This window comes from Spirosoma fluminis, assembly GCF_054778895.1.
On record NZ_BAAGZD010000005.1, the window covers coordinates 109,229 to 129,700 of the forward strand.

At 53.6% G+C, this 20,472-nt stretch carries 16 protein-coding genes; 13 read left to right on the forward strand and 3 right to left on the reverse strand.

Going from position 1 to position 20,472, the window contains the following annotated elements; genetic code table 11:
* The first annotated feature begins 16 nt into the window (after positions 1-16).
* From trpA to ACYVBJ_RS10380, 5 genes are all read left to right on the forward strand, one after another.
* Positions 17-823 (forward strand): tryptophan synthase subunit alpha, encoded by an 807-nt coding sequence (gene trpA / locus ACYVBJ_RS10360; RefSeq protein ID WP_460982226.1) that lies wholly within the window; start codon positions 17-19, stop codon positions 821-823.
* A 17-nt stretch (positions 824-840) separates the two neighbouring features.
* Positions 841-1,449, forward strand: coding sequence for a bifunctional phosphoribosyl-AMP cyclohydrolase/phosphoribosyl-ATP diphosphatase HisIE (gene hisIE / locus ACYVBJ_RS10365; RefSeq protein ID WP_460982227.1), 609 nt, complete (start codon positions 841-843; stop codon positions 1,447-1,449).
* 82 nt (positions 1,450-1,531) lie between these two features.
* Complete coding sequence (locus ACYVBJ_RS10370) at positions 1,532-1,867, forward strand: phage holin family protein (protein WP_460977043.1); 336 nt, start codon at positions 1,532-1,534, stop codon at positions 1,865-1,867.
* A gap of 109 nt (positions 1,868-1,976) precedes the next feature.
* Positions 1,977-3,347, forward strand: a complete 1,371-nt coding sequence (locus ACYVBJ_RS10375) for a flavin monoamine oxidase family protein (protein ID WP_460982228.1) — start codon at positions 1,977-1,979, stop codon at positions 3,345-3,347.
* A gap of 40 nt (positions 3,348-3,387) precedes the next feature.
* Positions 3,388-3,765: a RidA family protein gene (locus tag ACYVBJ_RS10380; protein ID WP_460982229.1), complete on the forward strand. Its 378-nt coding sequence runs from the start codon at positions 3,388-3,390 to the stop codon at positions 3,763-3,765.
* Between the two features lie 3 nt (positions 3,766-3,768).
* On the opposite strand, the gene ACYVBJ_RS10385 is transcribed toward ACYVBJ_RS10380, so the two are convergent.
* The 3 genes from ACYVBJ_RS10385 to ACYVBJ_RS10395 all read right to left on the reverse strand — a co-directional run bounded on the left by ACYVBJ_RS10385 (position 3,769) and on the right by ACYVBJ_RS10395 (position 14,328).
* The gene (locus ACYVBJ_RS10385; RefSeq protein WP_460982230.1) at positions 3,769-10,194 is read right to left on the reverse strand and encodes an alpha-2-macroglobulin family protein; all 6,426 of its coding nucleotides are present in this window, start codon (positions 10,192-10,194) and stop codon (positions 3,769-3,771) included.
* A 171-nt stretch (positions 10,195-10,365) separates the two neighbouring features.
* Positions 10,366-13,419, reverse strand: coding sequence for a PVC-type heme-binding CxxCH protein (locus ACYVBJ_RS10390; RefSeq protein ID WP_460982231.1), 3,054 nt, complete (start codon positions 13,417-13,419; stop codon positions 10,366-10,368).
* Positions 13,420-13,470: 51 nt separating this feature from the next.
* Entirely contained in the window at positions 13,471-14,328 is an 858-nt protein-coding gene (locus ACYVBJ_RS10395; RefSeq protein ID WP_460982232.1) for a sugar phosphate isomerase/epimerase family protein, read from the reverse strand.
* A gap of 171 nt (positions 14,329-14,499) precedes the next feature.
* Here ACYVBJ_RS10395 and ACYVBJ_RS10400 point away from each other — a divergent pair, with 171 nt between their 5' ends.
* The 8 genes from ACYVBJ_RS10400 (at position 14,500) to ACYVBJ_RS10435 (ending at position 20,285) form a co-directional block, all read left to right on the forward strand.
* Positions 14,500-15,075 carry an RNA polymerase sigma factor gene (locus tag ACYVBJ_RS10400; protein ID WP_460982233.1) on the forward strand — a complete coding sequence of 192 codons (576 nt, stop codon included), beginning with the start codon at positions 14,500-14,502 and terminating at the stop codon, positions 15,073-15,075.
* Complete coding sequence (locus tag ACYVBJ_RS10405) at positions 15,068-16,681, forward strand: hypothetical protein (protein ID WP_460982234.1); 1,614 nt, start codon at positions 15,068-15,070, stop codon at positions 16,679-16,681. The genes ACYVBJ_RS10400 and ACYVBJ_RS10405 overlap by 8 nt, the downstream gene beginning before the upstream one ends.
* A gap of 11 nt (positions 16,682-16,692) precedes the next feature.
* Positions 16,693-17,166 (forward strand): hypothetical protein, encoded by a 474-nt coding sequence (locus ACYVBJ_RS10410; protein ID WP_460982235.1) that lies wholly within the window; start codon positions 16,693-16,695, stop codon positions 17,164-17,166.
* An 80-nt stretch (positions 17,167-17,246) separates the two neighbouring features.
* The gene (locus tag ACYVBJ_RS10415; protein WP_460982236.1) at positions 17,247-18,488 is read left to right on the forward strand and encodes a serpin family protein; all 1,242 of its coding nucleotides are present in this window, start codon (positions 17,247-17,249) and stop codon (positions 18,486-18,488) included.
* Positions 18,485-18,937: an META domain-containing protein gene (locus ACYVBJ_RS10420; RefSeq protein ID WP_460982237.1), complete on the forward strand. Its 453-nt coding sequence runs from the start codon at positions 18,485-18,487 to the stop codon at positions 18,935-18,937. Before ACYVBJ_RS10415 ends, ACYVBJ_RS10420 begins: the two co-directional genes overlap by 4 nt.
* Positions 18,934-19,383 (forward strand): META domain-containing protein, encoded by a 450-nt coding sequence (locus tag ACYVBJ_RS10425; protein WP_460982238.1) that lies wholly within the window; start codon positions 18,934-18,936, stop codon positions 19,381-19,383. Before ACYVBJ_RS10420 ends, ACYVBJ_RS10425 begins: the two co-directional genes overlap by 4 nt.
* Positions 19,384-19,389: 6 nt before the next feature.
* The gene (locus tag ACYVBJ_RS10430; protein WP_460982239.1) at positions 19,390-19,854 is read left to right on the forward strand and encodes an META domain-containing protein; all 465 of its coding nucleotides are present in this window, start codon (positions 19,390-19,392) and stop codon (positions 19,852-19,854) included.
* A 2-nt stretch (positions 19,855-19,856) separates the two neighbouring features.
* A complete protein-coding gene (locus tag ACYVBJ_RS10435) occupies positions 19,857-20,285 on the forward strand; it encodes a hypothetical protein (RefSeq protein ID WP_460982240.1) in 429 nt (142 codons plus the stop codon).
* Positions 20,286-20,472: the final 187 nt, after the last annotated feature.

Consider the following 20,472-nt stretch of genomic DNA (forward strand, 5'->3'; position numbering starts at 1 on the left):
ACGGGCCGCGTTACTTATGACACAGGAACTAACCCAAAACCGTATTACGGATCTGTTCGCTCAGAAAAGCGAGCGAATTCTGAATGTATATTTTACTGCCGGATTTCCGAACCTCGACGATACCATGACCGTGTTACGTGGTCTCCAGGCCGCTGGCGTTGATCTGGTCGAAATCGGGATGCCTTATTCCGACCCGGTTGCTGATGGCGAAACCATCCAGCAGAGCAACGGCCGCGCCCTAGACAACGGCATGTCGTTGAAGACGCTGTTTGCTCAGTTAGCTAACTGTCGGCAAAGCGGCTCTGGCGATCCAATCACGGTACCTATATTACTGATGGGGTACATAAACCCGGTGTTGCAGTTTGGTATTGAAAACTTTTGTCGGGCCTGCCGTGAAGTAGGCGTAGATGGTGTTATTCTGCCGGACCTGCCGCTGGACTTGTATCTGTCCGATTATGCGTCGACGTTCCGGGAATACGGCCTTGTTAACGTTAACCTGATTACCCCCCAAACATCGGAGGCACGTATTCGCATGATCGATGCGGAGTCAGACGGGTTCATTTACATGGTTTCGTCGGCGAGCATTACGGGGTCGGTTAAAGGCATCAGTGAGCCGATGCGGGCGTATTTCGAGCGTATTCAGGCCATGAACCTGCGCAACCCTCGTCTGATTGGCTTTGGCATCAACAATCACGATACGTTTGATACGGCCTGCCAATACGCCCACGGAGCCATTGTCGGTAGCGCCTTCATTCGCCACCTGGAGCAGTATGGCACTTCGCCCGAGAGCATTCAGGCTTTTGTGCAGACGATTCGGGCGTAGCGGCTTACCTTTACAGCATGAATTCCGAAATTAATTTCGATAAATCACCCGACGGGCTTGTACCCGCCGTTATTCAGGACAAAGACACCGGTAAGGTTCTGATGTTGGGATATATGAACCGTGAGGCTTACGACAAGACCAGCGCGGAAAATATTGTTACGTTCTTCAGCCGAAGCAAACAACGGCTCTGGACGAAAGGTGAGACCTCCAATAACTTCCTGCACGTTAGCGAAGTCCTGGTTGACTGCGACGGCGACACAGTGTTAATCAAAGCTAGTCCCGCCGGTCCGGTATGCCACACAGGCGCTGATACGTGCTTCAATGAACGAAATCAGGGACAGGGCCAATTTCTGAATTACCTGCAAAGCATTATTCACGAGCGCAAAGTGAATCCGACCGAGGGTTCTTACACGGCGAAGCTGTTTAGCCGGGGCGTCAATAAGATTGCGCAGAAGGTGGGCGAAGAGGCTGTTGAACTGGTTATCGAAGCGAAAGATGGCAACGATGACCTGTTTAAGGGCGAAGCGGCTGATCTGCTATACCATTTTTTAGTCCTGCTGGAGCACAAGAATATCAATCTCGACGATATTCTGGCGGTGTTGCAAAGCCGTCATCATAAACAATAGCTTCGGGTTTGAGGTTTGTTCGGTGTTGTCAGGTATCACGAAGGTATCTGGGTAGCGCTGCTCACCAAACCTCAAGCTTTTCATGGGTCTCATCATTCGAATTCTAATTAGTGCCGTGGCCGTTTACGTGGCCAGCTTATTCATTCCAGGCGTTTCGGTAACCGGCGGAGCGGGTACCTACCTGATTGTAGCCATTGTCCTTGGTCTGTTAAACGCATTTATTAAACCGATTTTAACGATACTGACCATACCCATTACCATTTTGACTCTCGGGTTGTTCTTACTGGTTATCAACGTACTGATGGTCTATTTGACGGATTATCTGGTCAGCGGCTTTCACGTTACGGGCTTCATTGCTGCCTTACTTTTCAGCTTTGTCGTATCTATAGTAACCGCGCTGATCGACGCCATCGTTTAGAGCTTAGCAAGACCGTAAAGGCCTGCCGACCAATTTACGGTCGGCAGGCTTCATTGTTTTTAGGGCTCCCGGATTTTACGTAGGTTTCCACAGCTATTCCTACATATCAATGAGTCAACCATCTTCTTCCTACGACGTTGTAGTAATCGGTGCAGGCTACGCAGGCCTGACCGCTACGCGTGATTTACTGAACGCTGGTAAAAACGTCCTGCTTCTGGAAGCTCAGGGCCGCGTTGGCGGTCGGGTCTGGACGCAACGTTTCGACGATGGCTCCTACGTCGATTTGGGCGGAGCCTGGGTTGGACCAACGCAGGATCGGCTTTATGCGCTGGCAAAGGAGTTTGGCGTCGAGACGTTCAAGACGTATGATGAAGGGAAAAGCACTCAGTTTTTTCGGGGTCAGGTTAAACGCTACAAAGGATTAATTCCTCCGCTGCCGGTTGGGGCACTACTCAGTCTGGATGCTGCGATTAAGAGATTGAACAAGCTGTCGAAGACGGTTAATCTTGTAACACCCTGGGAAACACCCAATGCTCGGAAGCTTGATTCTATGACGCTGGCGGCCTGGATGGATAAGCAAATGCGTTTCGACGTAGCCCGGCAGTTTTTCAGGATTGCCGCTGAAGCAATCTGGGCCGCTGATCCCGCGGAGATTTCCTTGCTTCATGCGCTTTTCTACATCAAGTCAGGTCGGGACCTGGATACCCTGATGAACGTAAAAAACGGGGCTCAGGAAGAGCGTTTTGTGGGCGGTGCTCAAACTATCGCCGACCGTATGGCCGCTACGTTCCAGGACCGTATTGGGTTTACCAGCCCCGTAAAAGCTATTCTACAGGACAGCGAGCAGGTGCGAGTTGTGACAGCACAGGCTACCCTCTTGGCGCAGCGGGTAGTTGTGGCCATCCCTCCTACCCTTACGGCCAAAATTGATTTTCAGCCGCTACTTCCCGCTCAACGCGCCCAGTTAATTCAGCGCATACCGATGGGTTCGGTCTGGAAATGTTACGCGGTTTATGACGAACCCTTCTGGCGCAAACAAGGTCTGAACGGATTGGCCGCTACGCCCGATGGACACGTAACAGTTACGTTTGACAACTCGCCAAAGGATGCCAGTAAGGGCGTGCTGATGGGGTTTGTGCTCGGCAATCAGGCCAAAGAGTTTTCAGCCTTATCGGATGAAGGACGTAAACTATCGGCGCTGCACGCGTTTGCTACGTTCTTTGGCGCCGGAGCGCTCAAACCCGTTCGTTACCTCGATCATTCGTTCATCAATGAAGAATGGTCACGCGGATGCTACGCGGGTCTGATGGGACCGGGCGTATGGACAAACCTTGGCAAGGCACTTCGAGAACCCGTCGGCCGGATCCACTGGGCCGGAACCGAAACTTCCGACATCTGGAACGGTTATATCGACGGTGCCGTGCGCTCCGGTGAACGAGTGGCTATTGAAGTGCGGAAACAGTTGGGCGACTCTGTTTAACGCGCCTAATAAGCTTCCTCGCAATAAACTGATCCATTTCATGACACTCATCGATACCCCGAATGCCCCGGCCCCCGGAGGACATTATTCGCAAGCCGTCGTTCACAATGACCTTGCTTACCTATCAGGAATTTTGCCGATAAAGCCGACCGGTGAAAAGCTTACCAACGCCACTCTGGCTGAACAGACCGAGCAAGTGCTGGCTAATCTCGACGCTATATTGCAAGCTGCTGGCAGCCAACGCGAACACGTACTTAAAGTAACCATTTTCGTTTCAGACATTAACGCCTGGGGTACGGTCAACCAGCTTTACGCGCAGTTCTTCGGCGACCATAAGCCTGCGCGTTCGGTAGTGCCGGTATTACCGTTGCATTATGGCCTCCAGCTCGAGCTGGAGGCCATAGCCGTTATTTCCTGAACTTTACTTTACCCGTACTCGCTCTCCGGCGGAATGAGCCGAAAACTCTGGCGCATAGAAGCATTGAACCGTAGCAACCCCGGCCGAGAAATCGCCGGTTTGGGCAACGCGCAAATCGTACTCGAATACGTGCGTACCTACAGTTAGGTAACTAATAAAGAAATCGGTCGACGCGTCGCGGGGCGATTCGTAATAGCCGAGTCCATTCTGGTATTTGTAACCCGACAAAGCCGCAACGGGCTCAAAGCCCGACGCCCGGCTGTCTTTCACATGCACATACTCCATTTCCCGATCGGTTTTTAACACGAGCCGGACCTTGATCAGATCGCCGGGTTTTAAACGCGTGGCCGATGAAACCGGTGAAATGATGGGGCCACTGGGTGAGTCGCGCTGTACATAAAGCGTCTTCTGAACGGATAAACCGGTACTGCCCGGCATCACCCGGTCGAGTGGCTCAAAGTGCTGCCAATACAAAGCGCCCCAGGAAGGCCCCTCCCCTTTCTTGGTAATCTGGATCACGCCCATTTCTGGCTTGATTTCGCTAGCGGCATAGGTTACTTTCTGATAACCCGTGATTGCTTCCGTTTTCGTTACGCGGCTGTCGATTGGCTGGCCACCCAGACTTACTGTAGTATTCGGTTTTGTATCGAGCCAATTGCTGCCGCGCAACAGAAGGGCGTAGATGGCCTCAGTCGTCGCTTTTGTGGATGACCATGCCTGGGTTTGTTTCTGACGAATCAGCCAGCGTTTCATCGCATCAACCATAGCCCGGTCGCGGTTAAGCTCTTCGAATGCTTCGATGATATACGCCTGGGTTTCGATAGGAGTCTGGTACCAGTGCAAGCCACTTTGGTTATCGGGCCAATACGTACCGAGTTCTTCAGATGTCCTGGATCGTTCCAGCAAAGATGCCAGAATGCCGTTAGCCGTTTTCGTATCCTCGAAGCGAGCCAGCGCCAGTGCTGAAAGCGCCTGTCCCTGCAAACTTTGTTTAAGCCAACCTGCGGCAACGCGCTGCTTCACGTAGGTGAGTACATCTTTAACCACAGGCTTACTGGTATAGAAGCTACGGGCATAGAGATACTGCGTTTCCAGAAAAGACCAACTGTCAACGGCTTTGCGCTTCTTTTGCTCCTCAATCCAGTCTTTCATTTCGGCATCGACGTACTGGATGGCGTTGGCCTGCATTTCGGCCAGCTCCGCCTGCATATCGGCCGGAAAGGAAACGCCAAGCTTCTGAAGATGGCCAAATCCACTCAGAATGTGCAGCGTCATTGATAAACTTGGCTCCATACCGCCGAACCACCGGAACCCGCCACCTGAGCTTTGCAACTGTCGAAGCTTATCAAAGGCGGTCCGTTGTTCGGTACGCATCCGGTTCTGATCGAGCAGTTGCCCTAACCGCGCCTGTCTAGCCGACTCGGAGCGGGCATCGGCCAGCCAGGGTGAGTTTTCGAGCGTAATGGCTTTTAGCTCTTCGTTCGACTCAAGCGGACTACGGGGCGGGTTCTTCTGCCACTGCGAAATCACCTGCGCAAACTCAGGTTTGCTGCCAACAATGTGAGCCGCCAGGGTATTGGCATACAGCCGACTAAATAACTGCTCAGCACATTCGTAGCGATACTCCATCAGATAAGGCAGCGATTGCAGCGCGTACCACGTCGGATTGCTCGTTACTTCAACGGTCAACCGTTCATGCTGCACAGGCAGTTCGGGATTAAGATTTGTCAGCGCAGTCAGCCTGAACTCCTTTGTCTGCGTAGAACGAGGACCAGCCCCATTCACCCAAAACGGTTTGGTATCGGTCACCAGCATCCGGTTGGGTAGAACAGGAACCGTGAACTCTTCACCATCGGTGAACCCAGCGGCCTGCGCCGTCAGCCGACACGTAACCGTTTCCAGTCCCGTCGGAACCACTAACGTCCATCCGACGGATTGGCTTTGCCCGGCCAAGATAGAAATCGGCAGCTGCGCGTTGGCCAGTTTGAGCTTCGCCTGAATCGGCTCACCCGTTAGGGCATCGAGTACTTCCAGATTAGCCACGCCCGTTTGCGGTTTATCGGTCAGGTTGTTGACCCGCGCCGTAAACCGGATGGTATCGCCTTCGCGGAAGAAACGAGGGGCATTGGCCGTAATCATCAGCTCTTTCTGCGTCACAATCGCGCGCTCCAACGTACCAGTTTTCAAATCTTTCGTGTGCGCGAACGCCAGTAGCCGCCAGCGCGTAAGTGCTTCGGGCATGGTGAATTTGAGCACGACCCGGCCTTTGTCGTCGGTCTTGAGTTGCGGAACGAAAAAAGCCGTTTCGTTAAAATTACGTCTGAGATTAACAGGTGGCGTATCTAGGCGCGGCTTATCTGGTTCGGAGGCAACCGCTTCGTTTAATTCCTCAGCTGCGCCATCAGCCGCCATAGCGGGTGCAGGGGCGGCTCCTCCCCCAACCTTTGCCATAGCAACCGCCCCCGTTACACGTTGTCTGCGTTGGGTTCCGTAACCGACTACGACAACTTCATCCAATTCCTGAGTGGCTGGCTGTATACGTAGCGAAACCGTTTTTTGCTTGATCGTGACTTCGGATGTTACGTAGCCGATAGTGGTAAACAGCAGCGTTACGGGCTCTTTGTCCGAATCAGCCGTTAGGGTAAAGGTGCCTTTCGCGTCTGTTACGGCACCGGTCGTTGATCCCTTAATCAATACGGAAACCCCCGGCGTGGCTGTACCGTCTGGGTTTTTCACGGTGCCCGACAATCGCTTACCCGACCGGTTGATGGTAATACGCAGAGCCTGATTGGACACGCCATACGGACCAACCGGATTGTGCCGGAATAGTTTGCCGCCCGCAAACGTCAATCGATATCCCGACCACCCTAGCTCATCATACTTTCGATTTGGAACCGGAAGCTCAGGCCGGAAGGGATGCAGCAATACGTTGGTACGCTGAGTATTGAAGCTCATCGTGTGCCCTGGCCGGTAGAAAGTCGACAAGTAAGGACGATAAAACGTCGTTGGCCAGTCGAGCCGGCTAAAGGCATCCAGCGAAGCATCGTACAACGTAGCAACCAGTTCGGCCGGTTTGTTCTCCAGTCCGGCAATGGTCAGCGTCCACTCTTCGGCCTGACCGGGTTTAAGTTTTGAGCGAAACGTTTGCGTTTCAATACGTAGCTGCTTGTTGGTAAACGGCACGGTAATGATCTGCGACTCCTGATACAACCGCCCGTTTTGCACCATCGTAAAATGGACGGCGAATCCACCGCGCTGCTTCTCCGAAACGGGCAACGTCACCCGCCGGGGCCGCCCATCGGTTTTCAGCCATTCCTGCCGAACAATGAGCCGTTTCTCTTCGATTTGCATCAGCACCCAGCCCGGTTTCGCGTTACCCACCCAGAATACGGCCGTTTCACCCGGTTCGGCAGTTGCCTTACGGACCTGGAACCAGACATCCGCCAGGGCCGATGCTGTGGGCTGTTGCTCGTCCAGCACCGAAAAATACGCTCGCTCGCGAACGGTTTCTCCCGTTGAGTCGGTCAGGTTCAATTCCGCTACGTATTCACCCGGTGTATAACGAGACAGATCGGGTTTGATCAGCGAATCAACGGCGGTTATGATTGGCTGCTGCTGAACAACAGTTTGCCTGGGCCACGAACGTGGATTGTCTTCAGCATCAAAAACATCGTTCGGAAATAGGCGCTCGAACTCGGCCCGGGTCATCAACTGGCGATCGGGGCGAGACCAGAGTCGTTTACGCAGCAGGCGATTGGGGCTCTGTAGCCGATATACCGTAAGCTGTCCGGTGGCCCGGATTTTTTCGCCCGACTGATTTGTCGCTTTTACAACAAAGGGAGCCGGTGAAGTGGTCTGGCTTTTTTCAATCCGAGCCGGAATACGTAGCTCTGCCTGCAAGGCGGTGTAGCCGATACGTAGCGTCTGATTGGTACTGCGAGTCTCGCCAGCCCGGTCCGTTACGTCGACGGTTATTTCAAAGTCAAAGATGGGATTGGTTTCCCGCTTCTTTTCGGGATCGGGCAGGGCAACAAACGTAACAGTAACGTTTCCCTGCGCATCGGTCTTTGCGGTTCCGTTGGCAATCTCGGCCTCTACGGACCGCTGAGGAATTCGTTTCCAGGACGTGTACCAACCATCCCAGCGCTGCCGGAGGGTACGAGCCACCCGGTAGCGCACCTCAGCCCCATCGACTACCGCCCCCGCAAACGTTTTGGCCTGAGCAGATAACGTTATGGTCTGACCAAGTTTGAACGTTTGTTTAATGGGTTTACTTGTCACTTCAAAAGTTGGGCGCTTGTATTCTTCGACCCGAACAACCGTACTACCTCGGCCCGTTTGGATAGACATAACTCCCGTCAATCGCCCGACAGGTGCCGTAAACGACGTGCTGAACGTACCAAATTCGTTGGTTTTAACGGTCTGTTTCCCTATTTCTTCCCCGTTTTGATCAAGAAAGCGAATCTCAACATCCTGACCAGCCACTACATTGTACTGGTTCGTTTGACCTTCATACAGCAAACCCTTTACGTAAATCGGCTGGCCGGGGCGGTAAATAGCCCGGTCGGTAAACAGGTTTGTGTACGTAGTAACTCGCTCCCCATTTTCGTTCGTGTTATAGTTATATCGGTACTGCTGATCGGAGAGCAGCGTGTCTTTGCCGAGTGTAATCTGGTAAAAGAAGGCCGTCTGCATAGGCACCTCGCTAACGGAGAAAACCGCACGCCCCTCGGCATTGGTAGCTTTGTTTCGTTGACCACCGGCTACGGGCCGGGTTGTCGGATCGACCACGGCAACCACCACGTTCGGCAGCGGCTCGCCAGACTGCCGGTTTGTCACAAACAAGGTGTTGTTCTTATTTTTCGAGTCGGTCTGAAGCACGTAGCTCAGCGACGAAACCCAGAAGGAAGCCCAATCTATAGTTCCGCCTTTGGCCTGAAATTTCGTATCGGATGTCACCAGCAGCGCGTAACACCCAAGGGGTAGCCCCCGCAGAGCGATTTCAGTACTATGCTCGCGTAAGTCTCCATCATCGGGTAACATGACGTCTCCCTCGGCCACGATTGGCCGCCTGAGCCAGTTATCGACCACCAGTTGCCGCTGCTCCGGCGTGTTGTAGAGACTCCGGTAGACCTGCCGTTCGGCAGCGTTCAGCCGGATAATCCGGTATTGCAGGCGGGAGACGTTCTGATACGTAACGAGTGCCCGAAACGGCTGATCAGGACTGTTGACCAGTTCTACCTGAGCCGAAAACGTTGGATTAAGCAGTTGACTCAGCAAACGGGCTGCCTGCTGCGCGATATAGGTTTTAGGATACCGTTTCTCCAGGTCCCGACAAATATCGGCAGCCTGCTTACGGTTCCATTTGGCCGGGTCGGGCGCGGGCGTACCGGTGTCTAGTTGATCATCATCCTGTAACGGCTGGGGGCCATTATCATCAGCCAGCAGTCTGGCTAACTCGAATGCATAAATGGCTTCGGCCAGCTGGCCTTTATAACGGCTTATCTGCTGGGTAAGCGTTTGCCGATAGAGTGTGTCTTTGTTGGGCACGGTGCTATATCCCCGAACAAATGATAAGCGCATGGCATCGGCATCGGCCAGTGCAGACGGATCTTTATCAGCCAGGTGAAATTGGATCAATTGCTGATACAACCGCAGGGCCTGATACCGGCCCGACAGCGAATCCAGGCTTTCGATAGTTAACTGCGCAAAGCCATCAGGCCCGGAGAGGTAATCCGGTTTGTCGAGGACAAAACGAAAAACTGGCTTCAGCAAATCGGGTTCGGTATTCTGAAAGAAGCTAATGGCGCGGTGAGCCAGCAAATCATACAGCGTAGGGCGCAGCACCCGAGTGTCCGCGTCGCCCTTATCGATCAGTACCTCATAATCCGAAACAGGAATACGCTGCAACAGTTCTTTATTCTGGACCGAAGCCAGATACGCCTGGGTGGTCGCGGATACAAGTTGATGGGCGTCCCAGGTGGTAAAATCAGAAGTCGAATCAGCGGGTGTTTTTTGGTTGGCTGGCTTATCGACCGTCGCCCGGTTGTAAAACTTATACCGATTTTGCTGAAAATACTGCCAGTAAATCATGGCTAATGCCGATTGCAGTACTGACCGCGCTGGTTCGGGCGTATCCCGAATGTCGGCCTGCATCGAGCGCACCAGTTCGACATACGCATCCTCGTCTGAGTAGCTGCGGAAGATCATTCGGTGCATGGCCGCTTTGGCCAGTTGCGGATAGTTCCGGGCCGCTTTGGCTTCGTTGTAAATGCGGTTGGCGATGGCCAGCGCCGATTTGGGTAAGCCTTTAGCCGCCAGCGTATCGGCCCGGCGCCAATCACGGACGTAATCGGGCAAGGGGCGGTTCTGGGCGGAAGCGGCCAGGGCCAGGCAGGTTAATAACAAGCTGATGAGTGTACGATTCATGGTTGGGGCGGGTAAGTGATCCGGTCAACAGTTCATTGATTCCTTTGGATGCCTGATGGTTTAGTTTTCCACACACGATACTGCGAATTAGTCGCAATACGTCATTCGATACGAACAACCGCTTAGAAGTACGAAACCCCGCAGCACGCTGCGGGGTTTCGTATCCTGGGTTTATTGCTTCAGGAGAAAAGCGGTTAAGTCGGCTATCTGCTGCGGTTTCAGGCCCATCGCCGTTGGGTCGGGCATAAGGCTTGTTTTGTACTGCCGTCGGGAGAAAACCTTATCCGTTGGGATGGTATGTTTTTGCCCCGTTACGCCCTTCACCACAATCGACTGACTACCATCGCTTACCAGAAAACCGTAATACGTCTGACCCGTTTTGGTTGTAATCAGCCAGGGTTCGTAGCCAAACGCGATCCCCGCGCTCGGGCGAAGAATAGCATCCAGCAGACCGTTCTTATCGAATTTCTGATGAATTTTTGTCAGTTCCGGCCCAACATCGTTGCCTTGTTTACCGTGTCGATGACAGCCAGCACAACTCGTTTTGAAGACGCTAAGCCCGGCGTTTTCGTTTCCGGTCAGCAGGGCGATCTCGGCAATTGCCGGATCGGCCGTATTCGCTTCAGCTGATGTTGTCACCGAAGGCTTTTCCGGGGTCGTTGGGGCAGCGATGGCGACAGCAGGCGGCTCCGGAGCGGGTGTCGCTTTTTTAGGGGTAAAATATTCCTTCGCCATGGTGCGAACGGTCTGATCCGGATTTCTCAGAATAGCCGGGCCGACACTTTTGATCAACGCGTCCGATAGCTTTCCGTCGGCTGCCAGACCCACCAGCACCTTGCCCCCCTCGGGGTCGCGGGCCATGGTGAGCGCCACGCTCCGTTTTTCGGCGTTAGGTTTGTACTCGTCGAGCAGTATCTGCCGTTTGGCAAGCATCTTCTGCTCGTCGGCCGACACCTGTGTTGGCATAATCTCTTCCCAGTTCAGCAGTTTCGCCCAATCATTCCCCCGCCGGAAGCCGAGCCAGTACGTAGTCTGAGCAGCCACGTCTTTGTCCGGCGATTTCGCCAGATCAACCATTGCCTTAGCCGCAGCTTCGCTTTTGATGAAGGCCAGCGTCGTAACGGCCTGTTTCCGGGCTTCGGCTGAAAGCGTTTGGGCTTCGGCCCGTTTCTTAAGCATCGTCACCGACGAAGCGGGATGAAGTTGCCACATCAGGCTCGCTGTTCGCTGATCCCACTCCAGCGGATCGGTCGGCAGACTCGGGCGCAGGTCTGCAAACACGGCTTCTTCTTTGCCGTCGGCGGCAATACCCAGCGCGTGTAAGTAAAAACGGTCCTGCCCGTCGTAGCCTTTTAGCAGATTGAGCAGCATATACCGGCAGTCGACATAAGGAATGTCGCGCAGGGCCACGGCTACCTCCCGACGAACGGCCGGATTTGGGTCGCTGGATAAATTACCCAACAGAGGCAGTAATGCTTTTTGCGAAGCGGTCAGGCCAGGATTCGATTTCGTATTTTCCGGTGTGATGCTACGTAGTGCCCGAATAGCCGCCACCCGCACCGGAGCGTCAACCGCTTTCAACAGCCGTTCGACTTCAAACTGACCTTCAGCGCCCAGATGAGCCAGCAGAAAAATCGCCCTGGCGCGATGATACGGATTCGACGACGACAACAGGGCCATGACCGGCTCTACGACCTTATCACCCTGCTCCTGCAAGGCTTCAAAGCCGAGCATACGAACGTTTACGGCTGGATTAAGCAAGGCCGCGATCTGCCCCTGGGTGGTACGCAGATCTATCTTAGGTGTTTTCAGCTTGCGGCCTTTCGGAGTGATCCGATAGATCCGGCCGTATCCTTTTTGATCCTGCATCTGGTGACCACCCACGATCGGATCGTACCAGTCGGCAATGTAAAGTGCTCCGTCAGTGCCAACCGCTACGTCGCTGGGCCGAAACCATTTGCGCGTATCCTGGTCAACGTTGTTCCATTTATAATCTTCCTCTACTTTGGGAAACGTACTGATAAAGTCCGTACGAGGCAGCCGGTAGCCAGCGCCCCACACTTCGGGCCTGTAACTATAAATTACGTTACGTCCTGCTTCGGCGCTGAGCACCATACCCCGATACTGCGGTCCTAACTCATCGCCCTCGTACACGACCATGCCCGTGGGCGAACCCGCACCGGTAATGTCGCCAACCGGCATCACGCCCGGATCGTCCTGATGCCAGTGCGCAGTGGGTATGGTTTGGCCGGGCCGTTGGTCAGCCTGCCAGTAGCGCGTACCGTCGCTGCTGAAATACCCCGCATTGCCCCCTTCCATGAGCCAGGTGGTCCGGCAGGCAACCACCTGATCGTCGTTGTCGTTCTGCCACATGTTTCCGTACGAGTCGAGCGCCGTTTCGTAGTTATTCCGGAAGTTGTGGCCCATCACTTTCAGGTTGGAGCCATCGGCGTTGATACGTAACGCCAGCCCACCGACCCAAATCCGGCCATCGTCGCTGATCTGATTGCCGTGGTTGATTTTGTTGTACGGCGTTCCGCCCGTGTATAGACTCCCCGAACGTAACGTCCAGCCGTCTTTGTCGGTAACGATATGCGGGCCGGCATTGCCCGTATTGAAGTAATATTTACCATCGGGTCCGGCCACAACGGCGTGAAGCGCGTGGTCGTGATCGAGTCCACCGAAGCCCGTCAGCAACACCTCTTTGCGGTCGGGTTTATCGTCGCCGTTCTCATCGGTATACACAACCAGATTTGGCGAACAGGATACGATCACTTTATTGCCAATGACCGCAATTCCCAGGGGCGATACCAGTTCCGGGTCCGTCACGAATACCTTGCTGTTGTCAGCCTTGCCATCGCCGTCGGTATCTTCCAGAATCATGATTCGTTCGCCTTCCGGATGATCGAGTCTGGTTTCTGGCTTGTTGTTAAACTTCCGGTAATTCACCGCTTCTGTAACCCACACCCGCCCTTTGGCATCGATGTCCATATTCGTGGGGTTGTGGAACATTGGGGCTTCCGCCCAAAGCGTGGCTTCCAGATCGTCGGGGAGGTAAAGCTTATCGGAATCAGCACTGACGATCATTAACCGCTGCTGAATAGGCTCCGGCATGGATATAGGCAGACCAGCGGACTGTGGCTGAATCAGTTGACTTGCCAGGTATAACAACCCAATTGTGGGAATGGCCAGCGGTAATGCGTTTAGGGATACTATTGCTCTCATGCTACTTTCTTTTCTATCCACGGCTGCGTTACGTCGTGCATTGGGTTATTGTTACGTAAACAGCGCACGAACCGTCTCATTATTCACTCTATAACTGTCCACTAATGGCTGCCCCTTAGGTACGGCTCCTTCGATCTGAAGCCAGCCGCTGTACCCAATCGCATCGATTGTCTGGCGAACTTTTTTCAGATCAACCTGACCTTTGCCAAGCAGGCTGCCGTTCTCTTTTAAGTGAATTTCACAGATCCGGTCTTTGCCAAGTGCACGCATTTCCTTAAAAATATCGTAGCCCATCACGGTCGAGTTGCACACATCGTAGTACACCTGCACGGCGGGTGAACCCACGGCATCCAGGATGGCCAGATGTTCGGGGGCCGATAACCAGGACTCAATGCCCAGCACAACGCCCGCTCGCTCGGCTTTCGGGGCAACCGCTTTGAGCCGTTCAATGACCACCTGTGTTCCTTTGGAATCGTTACGTAGGTCGTTGTTGCTGAAAAAGGCCAGCAGTACGTTTTTCACGCCCAGGGCCTTGGCAACATCGACGCTATCCTGCACCCATTGTTCGGTACGCGGGTCAGACTTGTACGGAATTTCATTTAACAGACCGATCGCTAAACCACCTATTGCCACATCCGCCCGTTTGGCCGCATCTTTGAAGGCCCGCTGAGCATCGGGACGACGCAGATGCTCGTGATCAGCCCGCGTATTCAAACTAAGCTGGACGCCATCCAGTCCGATTTGCCGGGCCACCGCAAAACTGTTGATGTCGCCAGCCGGGCCGATCGACCAGTCGCAGGCACCGATGTTGAACCAGGTTGCCGGAGTCGATCTGGTAGAAAAGACGGGGCCGACGATTGTGCTTAGGCCGATTCCGAGTGTACAGCGCAATACGTCACGTCGGTTCATATACGTTTCACAGATGAAGGGTTTATCAAAGATACAGTGCCGAAAAGTCTGGAGTTCGTATCCTCCTACTTTTAAAATGAGATAATCTTAGGCTATGCATGGGTCAAAAAAATTTAATCGGAATTACAACCGTTTCTCTTCCAGGCGGGTCATTGATTTGTCAGCGTTGATATGCAGGATGAATACGCATTAGTCGAAGGGTGCCGACGGCAGGACCGAATTGTGCAGCGACAGCTCTATGAGCGGTTTGCCGGGAAGCTCTTTGCCGTCTGCAAACGGTACGTCAAAGACTCCGACGAAGCGGAAGACGTTCTGCAGGATTCGTTCGTGAAAATATACCGCCACATCGACTCGTTCCGGTTCGAGTGTCCGCTGGAAGCCTGGCTGAAGCGTATTGTGATCAACACCGCGCTCAAGCACCTGCGGAAACAAAAGCCCTGGGAACATACCGCCGATGTGCAGGAATTGGCTCCGGTGTTGCCACAGGCCGACGAAAGTCTGCCGACCCTGAACTACCAGTACCTGCTGCAACTGATCCAGGAGCTGCCGCCCGGCTGCCGAACGGTGTTTAACCTGTATGCCATCGAAGGCTACAGCCACCCGGAAATTGCCGACCTGCTCGGCATTGCCGAGGGAACCTCGAAATCGCAGTATGCGCGGGCCCGGAGTCTGTTGCAACAAAAAATACAGTGGGACGGCCGCTCGACGGAGCCCCGACCCAGCGAACAACCTATACGAAATGAGTGAATTAAAGCAGAACTTACCGGAGGACGACTTCTGGCGGAAAGCTTTTGAAGAAGCCGATGAAACGCCCCCACCGCGCGTGTGGGACGCCATCGAACGCCAGCTGGATGAGTCCCGAGGGCCGCGTATCCTGCCCCTTTGGGGTACAGGCCTGGCGTCGTCGCGGCCCTTTGTGTGGGGTGTTGGGGTAGCGGCTGCGGTAGCCGTATTGCTGATCGGTTGGTGGGCACTTAGTCCCCAAACGGCCGATCAACCCCTTACGCGTGTAAAACAGATTGCGCCGACGGAAACTACGGAACCCGTAGCAGTGGCTCCTGCAGCCAAAGCTCCGTCAACAGGTCAGAAAAACGAATCCGCCAGCAGCGCCATCGCATCATCAGCAGCATTGGAAAACGACCCGACTGCGGCCGCAATGAGTCCGGAACAGCAGCGTTCTCCTCGTTTACCCGACCGGCAAACGGCCCCTAACGAAGCAGTGGCGCAATATACCGCGTCGACGCGGCAACCCAGCTCAGCACGGGAAACCCGGACGAGAGCGACCTCATCTTCGGCGTTCCTGACCGCAGGTAGAACGCAGCAAACGGCCATTATGTTACTCACAGCACCTGATGAGCGTCGAACGAGTGCCCTGGCTCAGAACCGCTCAGCAGACGAAATCAGCACGAACGCAGGGGCGCTACAGGCTGACTGGACCGTTGAGCAGCTCACCGGAAAGCCGTTACGGCTGCGCGAACCGGGGCAAATTCAGCGGATAGTCTGGTTCCGTCCGGCGGAGTTGTCCACGGAAGCGACTACTGAGCAGGCAAAGCGTGAACCGCGTGAACTGTGGGCGTCGGTAAGCATGATGCCGGGTTCATTCAATCCAGCGGTTTCGGTGCGGCAAGCACCGATGAGCTTTATGAACTCAATTGTGCCCAGCAACAGCCGGGTCGATCAGTCGTCGGTAAGCAGCCGGGCTAATTTCTCGGTAGCGTATCAGGCCGGGGCAGGTATTCAATTAAGCGAACACTGGTCAATTGAGTCCGGCGTAGGCTATCTGGCCGGTCATTCGGCGGTGGAAAGTCCGGGGCAGACGGCAGTAGCGCTAATTCAGTCGGCGGGTGCCGAACGGAATAGTCCAACCAGTAACCTGTACGTAGATGCAGTACGCAACAGCGCCAGACACACCTTGGCAGTCAATTCGCCCGCGCCGAGTCAGGATTATTTGACCAACAGTAACTACGTAGCGCAGAACAGCTATTCTAATCAATCGCAGCAGGTCGTCACCAACAACTACCAGTTTGTGCAGGTACCGGTTCAGGTAGGCTATCAACTTTTGCCGAAGAAACGATTAGGTATAGCGCTCGTGGGCGGTTTATTAACCAACATATTTGTCCGCAACACCGTAGCTGATGAACTGGTCATTACGGCGAAGGATGGCATATACCGGCCCGTTTCGCTGGCGGCTACGATGGGTGCCCGGTTCCGGTACCGGCCCTCCCGGCGGTGGTCAGCGTCCCTGTCGGGAGTCTATCAGCCTTCGTTAAACTCGGGTACTCAATCGAACTCACAGATCGACAGTCGCCCGACTTCGACCGGTATGAGTTTTGGTGTCGATTATCATTTTTAACGTCTACAATCATGAAACTAAAAATTGCCGCTTGGTTGCTTACAGTGGGGATTAGCAGTTGCACCAGCACTGACATTACGTCAAAAGAACCGCTATCGTCAAACCTGATTATTCGTACGGGCACCTCTTTTGGCATGTGTGTAGGCTATTGCTTTACCGACTATGAGCTGAGCGGTACGACCCTTACCCTGACGCAAACGGCTCCCCGTACGCCAACCGAATACCCAACCAAGACGTGTCAATCGACTTTAACGACCGAGAATTGGCAGGCTTTGCAATCGCTGGCCGATTTCGAAACGTTTAGCAAACAGCCCGATACGTTGGGATGCCCGGACTGCGCCGATGGCGGAGCCGAGTATATAGAATTACAGCGTGGCGATCAGAAACACCGGGTTACGTTCGAGTTTAACCAGACAATTCCTGGTTTTGAGTCGCTGGTCAACGCCCTGCGCCAACAACGAGAATCCTTTAAAACGTGTCCATAAGTAAATCCGTATTCAACCGGCATAGCTCTGGGTAAGGCGCCAACTCAGGCTACGGGTTAATACTTTAATTGAGTTAGGTTATGAAAACGAATGCATTTTTTTTGCTTAGTGCGGTGGTGGCAGGCAGCCTGTTCACAGCCGTTAGCTGTACTACAAATGACGTAACGCCTGGGCCAGGCACATCGACCGGTGAACTGCGCGTATCGGCTCCGTTTGCCAGTCAGACAACTCAGTTTGCCTTTGACCTGGCGAAACGTGTCAATACGGCTGAAGGTCAGGGCAGCAACTTTTTTGTCTCTCCTTTGAGCCTGCATATGGCGCTGGGCATGGTTATGAACGGCGCGAATGGCCAGACCGCCCAGGAGATTCAGCAGACGCTCAAACTAGACGCTCAAACGCTGGCCGAAGCCAACCAGACGTATCGGAATTTAATTGATAACCTACCAACTGTCGACCCGAACGTAACGGTAACCCTGGCGAACTCCGTCTGGAACCGTAATACATTCCCGGTAGAAACAAGCTTTCAGAACATATTGAAAGAAACGTTCAGCGCCGACGTATCGGCTCAGGATTTCGCCGATCCGGCTACGGTTGGTAAGATTAATAACTGGGCCAGTCAGAAAACGAACGGCCGCATCCCGAAAGTGATCGATCAGATTCAACCGGATAATGTGATGTTCCTGCTGAATGCGCTGTACTTTAAAGGCGACTGGAAAACACGCTTCAACGCGGATCAGACAATGGATTCGCCTTTTAAGCTGGCTTCGGGCAACGAAACAACCGTTCGGATGATGCGGCTTAACACGGACCTGCGCCGACTGGTTAAGCCAACCTACGCGGCCTTCGAACTTCCGTATGGTTCCGACAAATACGCGATGACGGTGCTGCTGCCTTCGGGGAACACCACGGCCGAATCGCTGATCAGCAGCTTTTCGAGCGACGAGTGGACGCAGTTGCAGAAAGATATGAGCGTTGGTAAGTTTGATATTGGGCTGCCTAAGTTCACGATGAACTACGAGATCAAGCTGAACAATGTGCTGGAAGCGATGGGTATGCCAACGGCGTTCACGGATGGAGCGGATTTCACGAAGATAAATGCCAAGGGCGGATTAACGCTTAGCTTTGTAAAACAGAACACGTTTGTTGCGGTTGATGAAAAAGGCACCGAAGCGGCCGCCGTTACAACGGGTGGCATCTCCGTTACGTCGGCTCCACAAGCGTACCTCTGCGACCGACCGTTCGTGTTCGTAATTCACGAAAAGACATCGGGAACGGTATTATTCGTCGGTAAAGTTGCCGACCCGACTAAAACAAATTCATGAGATGTAGACTAGTAGCAGCCTTGGTGGTTCTGCTTGCAGTACTCCAGGGCTGTAGTACCGACGAGCCTGTTGTGGCCCAGCAGGTACAGCCGTTGATTGGGAAATGGCAGCTCGTAGAGCCGGACTCTACCTTCGAGGCAACCCTGGACTTAGTCGTGGACCCCAACAATCCTCCGGTAGATATTACGCCGTTCAACGCAACCGGAAAACTGGCGGTTAATACGTACAAAGCCCGTTTGTTCGCATCCGCCGACGGCAAATCAAGCGTTGACCGGATCAGTCATACCGAAGTAGGCGGCACAACGCAGGCGATGCAGTTCGAGCAGGTGTACCTGGCCAATTTAGGCGCGGTGGTTCGCTATGAGGTAACGGCTCAACAGCAGCTTCGGCTGTATCACGGCGGCACTAAACCCGGCGTATTGGTTTATAAAAAGAGTAAAGTCTTATGAAAGCGCTGTGTCTGTTCTGTATAGCCGCCCTGCTGATGTCGTTCTCAGGATGCGAACGTAATAATGGTATTACGCGGTCTATTGATCCGAAAGACCTTGTTGGCACCTGGACGCTTATTGAGCCCGTTACCCAATATACGACTACGCTAGTGTTTCACGTCGACCCAACAGCGAATACAGTTGCGGGTACGATTGCATTGACGGTCAATGGTAAAGCACCGGTGAATACGTATTTTGCCAGAGCTGATGCTTCTGACAAGGGACGTTTTGAATTCGGGCAGATTGGCAGCACTAAAATGGCGGGTCCAGCAGAAGCAATGCAGTTCGAGCAGACGTATTTTACTACGTTACAGAGCCTTAATCGGTATGAACTGATTAGTCCAGACCGGCTTAAACTGTATTCCACTGAGTCGTCCGGCATATTAGTATATAAACGAACGGAGTAGAGCATTATGAAAACGCAGTTCCTACTTTGTGTAGCCGCCTTATTAATGTCGCTTTCTGGATGCGAACGAACCGAGGACGCTAGTCCCAAATCGGCCAGTCCTGATCAGTTGCCAGGCACCTGGTACCTGATCGAGCCTCAGTCACCTTACCGGGTCCGTTTAACACTTGAAAAAGATAGCGTTAGTACGATGCCTTTTAGCTTACGGATATCCGGGGAAGCGTCGGTAAACCTATACTTCGGAGTTATGAACTACAACGCCGGTGGCTTAGCTGATCCAAGCAGCCAGATTGCTATTCGGGAGCTGGGTGCTACCCTGCGCGGGGGTTCCTCCGAAGCAATGCAGTTCGAGCAGGCGTACTTTGCTGCGTTGAAAAGCGCCAATCGGTACGAACTGACTGGTCAGAACCGCCTACGCTTGCATTATGGCGGAGAACAGACGGGGATATTAGTGTATGAGCGAAGCAAATAATCATGAAAACACGCAAGGCGAAGCTGATCGTTACGGCACTGGTTCTACTCGTTTTTAGTTGCGAAAAACGAATCTGCGGCTGTGTATTTCCTCCGTCGCCCATTGCTGGTACCTGGCAGCTAACCCGCATAACGTATGGGCTGACCCAGAAGACAGTTACGGCTGCGGAAGCAGGTTATTCGGAAACCCTCACCTTTGATGGTACGTATGAAAGCGGGCAGTACCGGCGGATACGTAACGGTATTCCCGTAGAGACGAGCGCGTTTTCGCTCCGGTATCCAAACGGCGGTACGGACGGGCTGCTTTTGTTCCAGGCCGATACAAGCCAGCAGTCGTTTCGGGTGGTCGACAAACGGCTGTATTTATCGGAACGTAGTCCGCAGAATGCCACGCTGGCCGATGGTTCGACGTATGAGTATCAAAAAGAGTGATTGCTGACTTTTTGTGTAAGACGAACATTGCCCGGCCGTAATCAGGACAGCCGGGCAATTTATTTTTCGATTCGTTCCAACGCTTATGTCTGAATCCGACTCTTTCTATCAGCAGCTTATTTGTGGATGAAGACGTAGTAACTGCCTTTAACTAAAGCAGTGCCCTGAAACCAGGCTAAACCTTTCT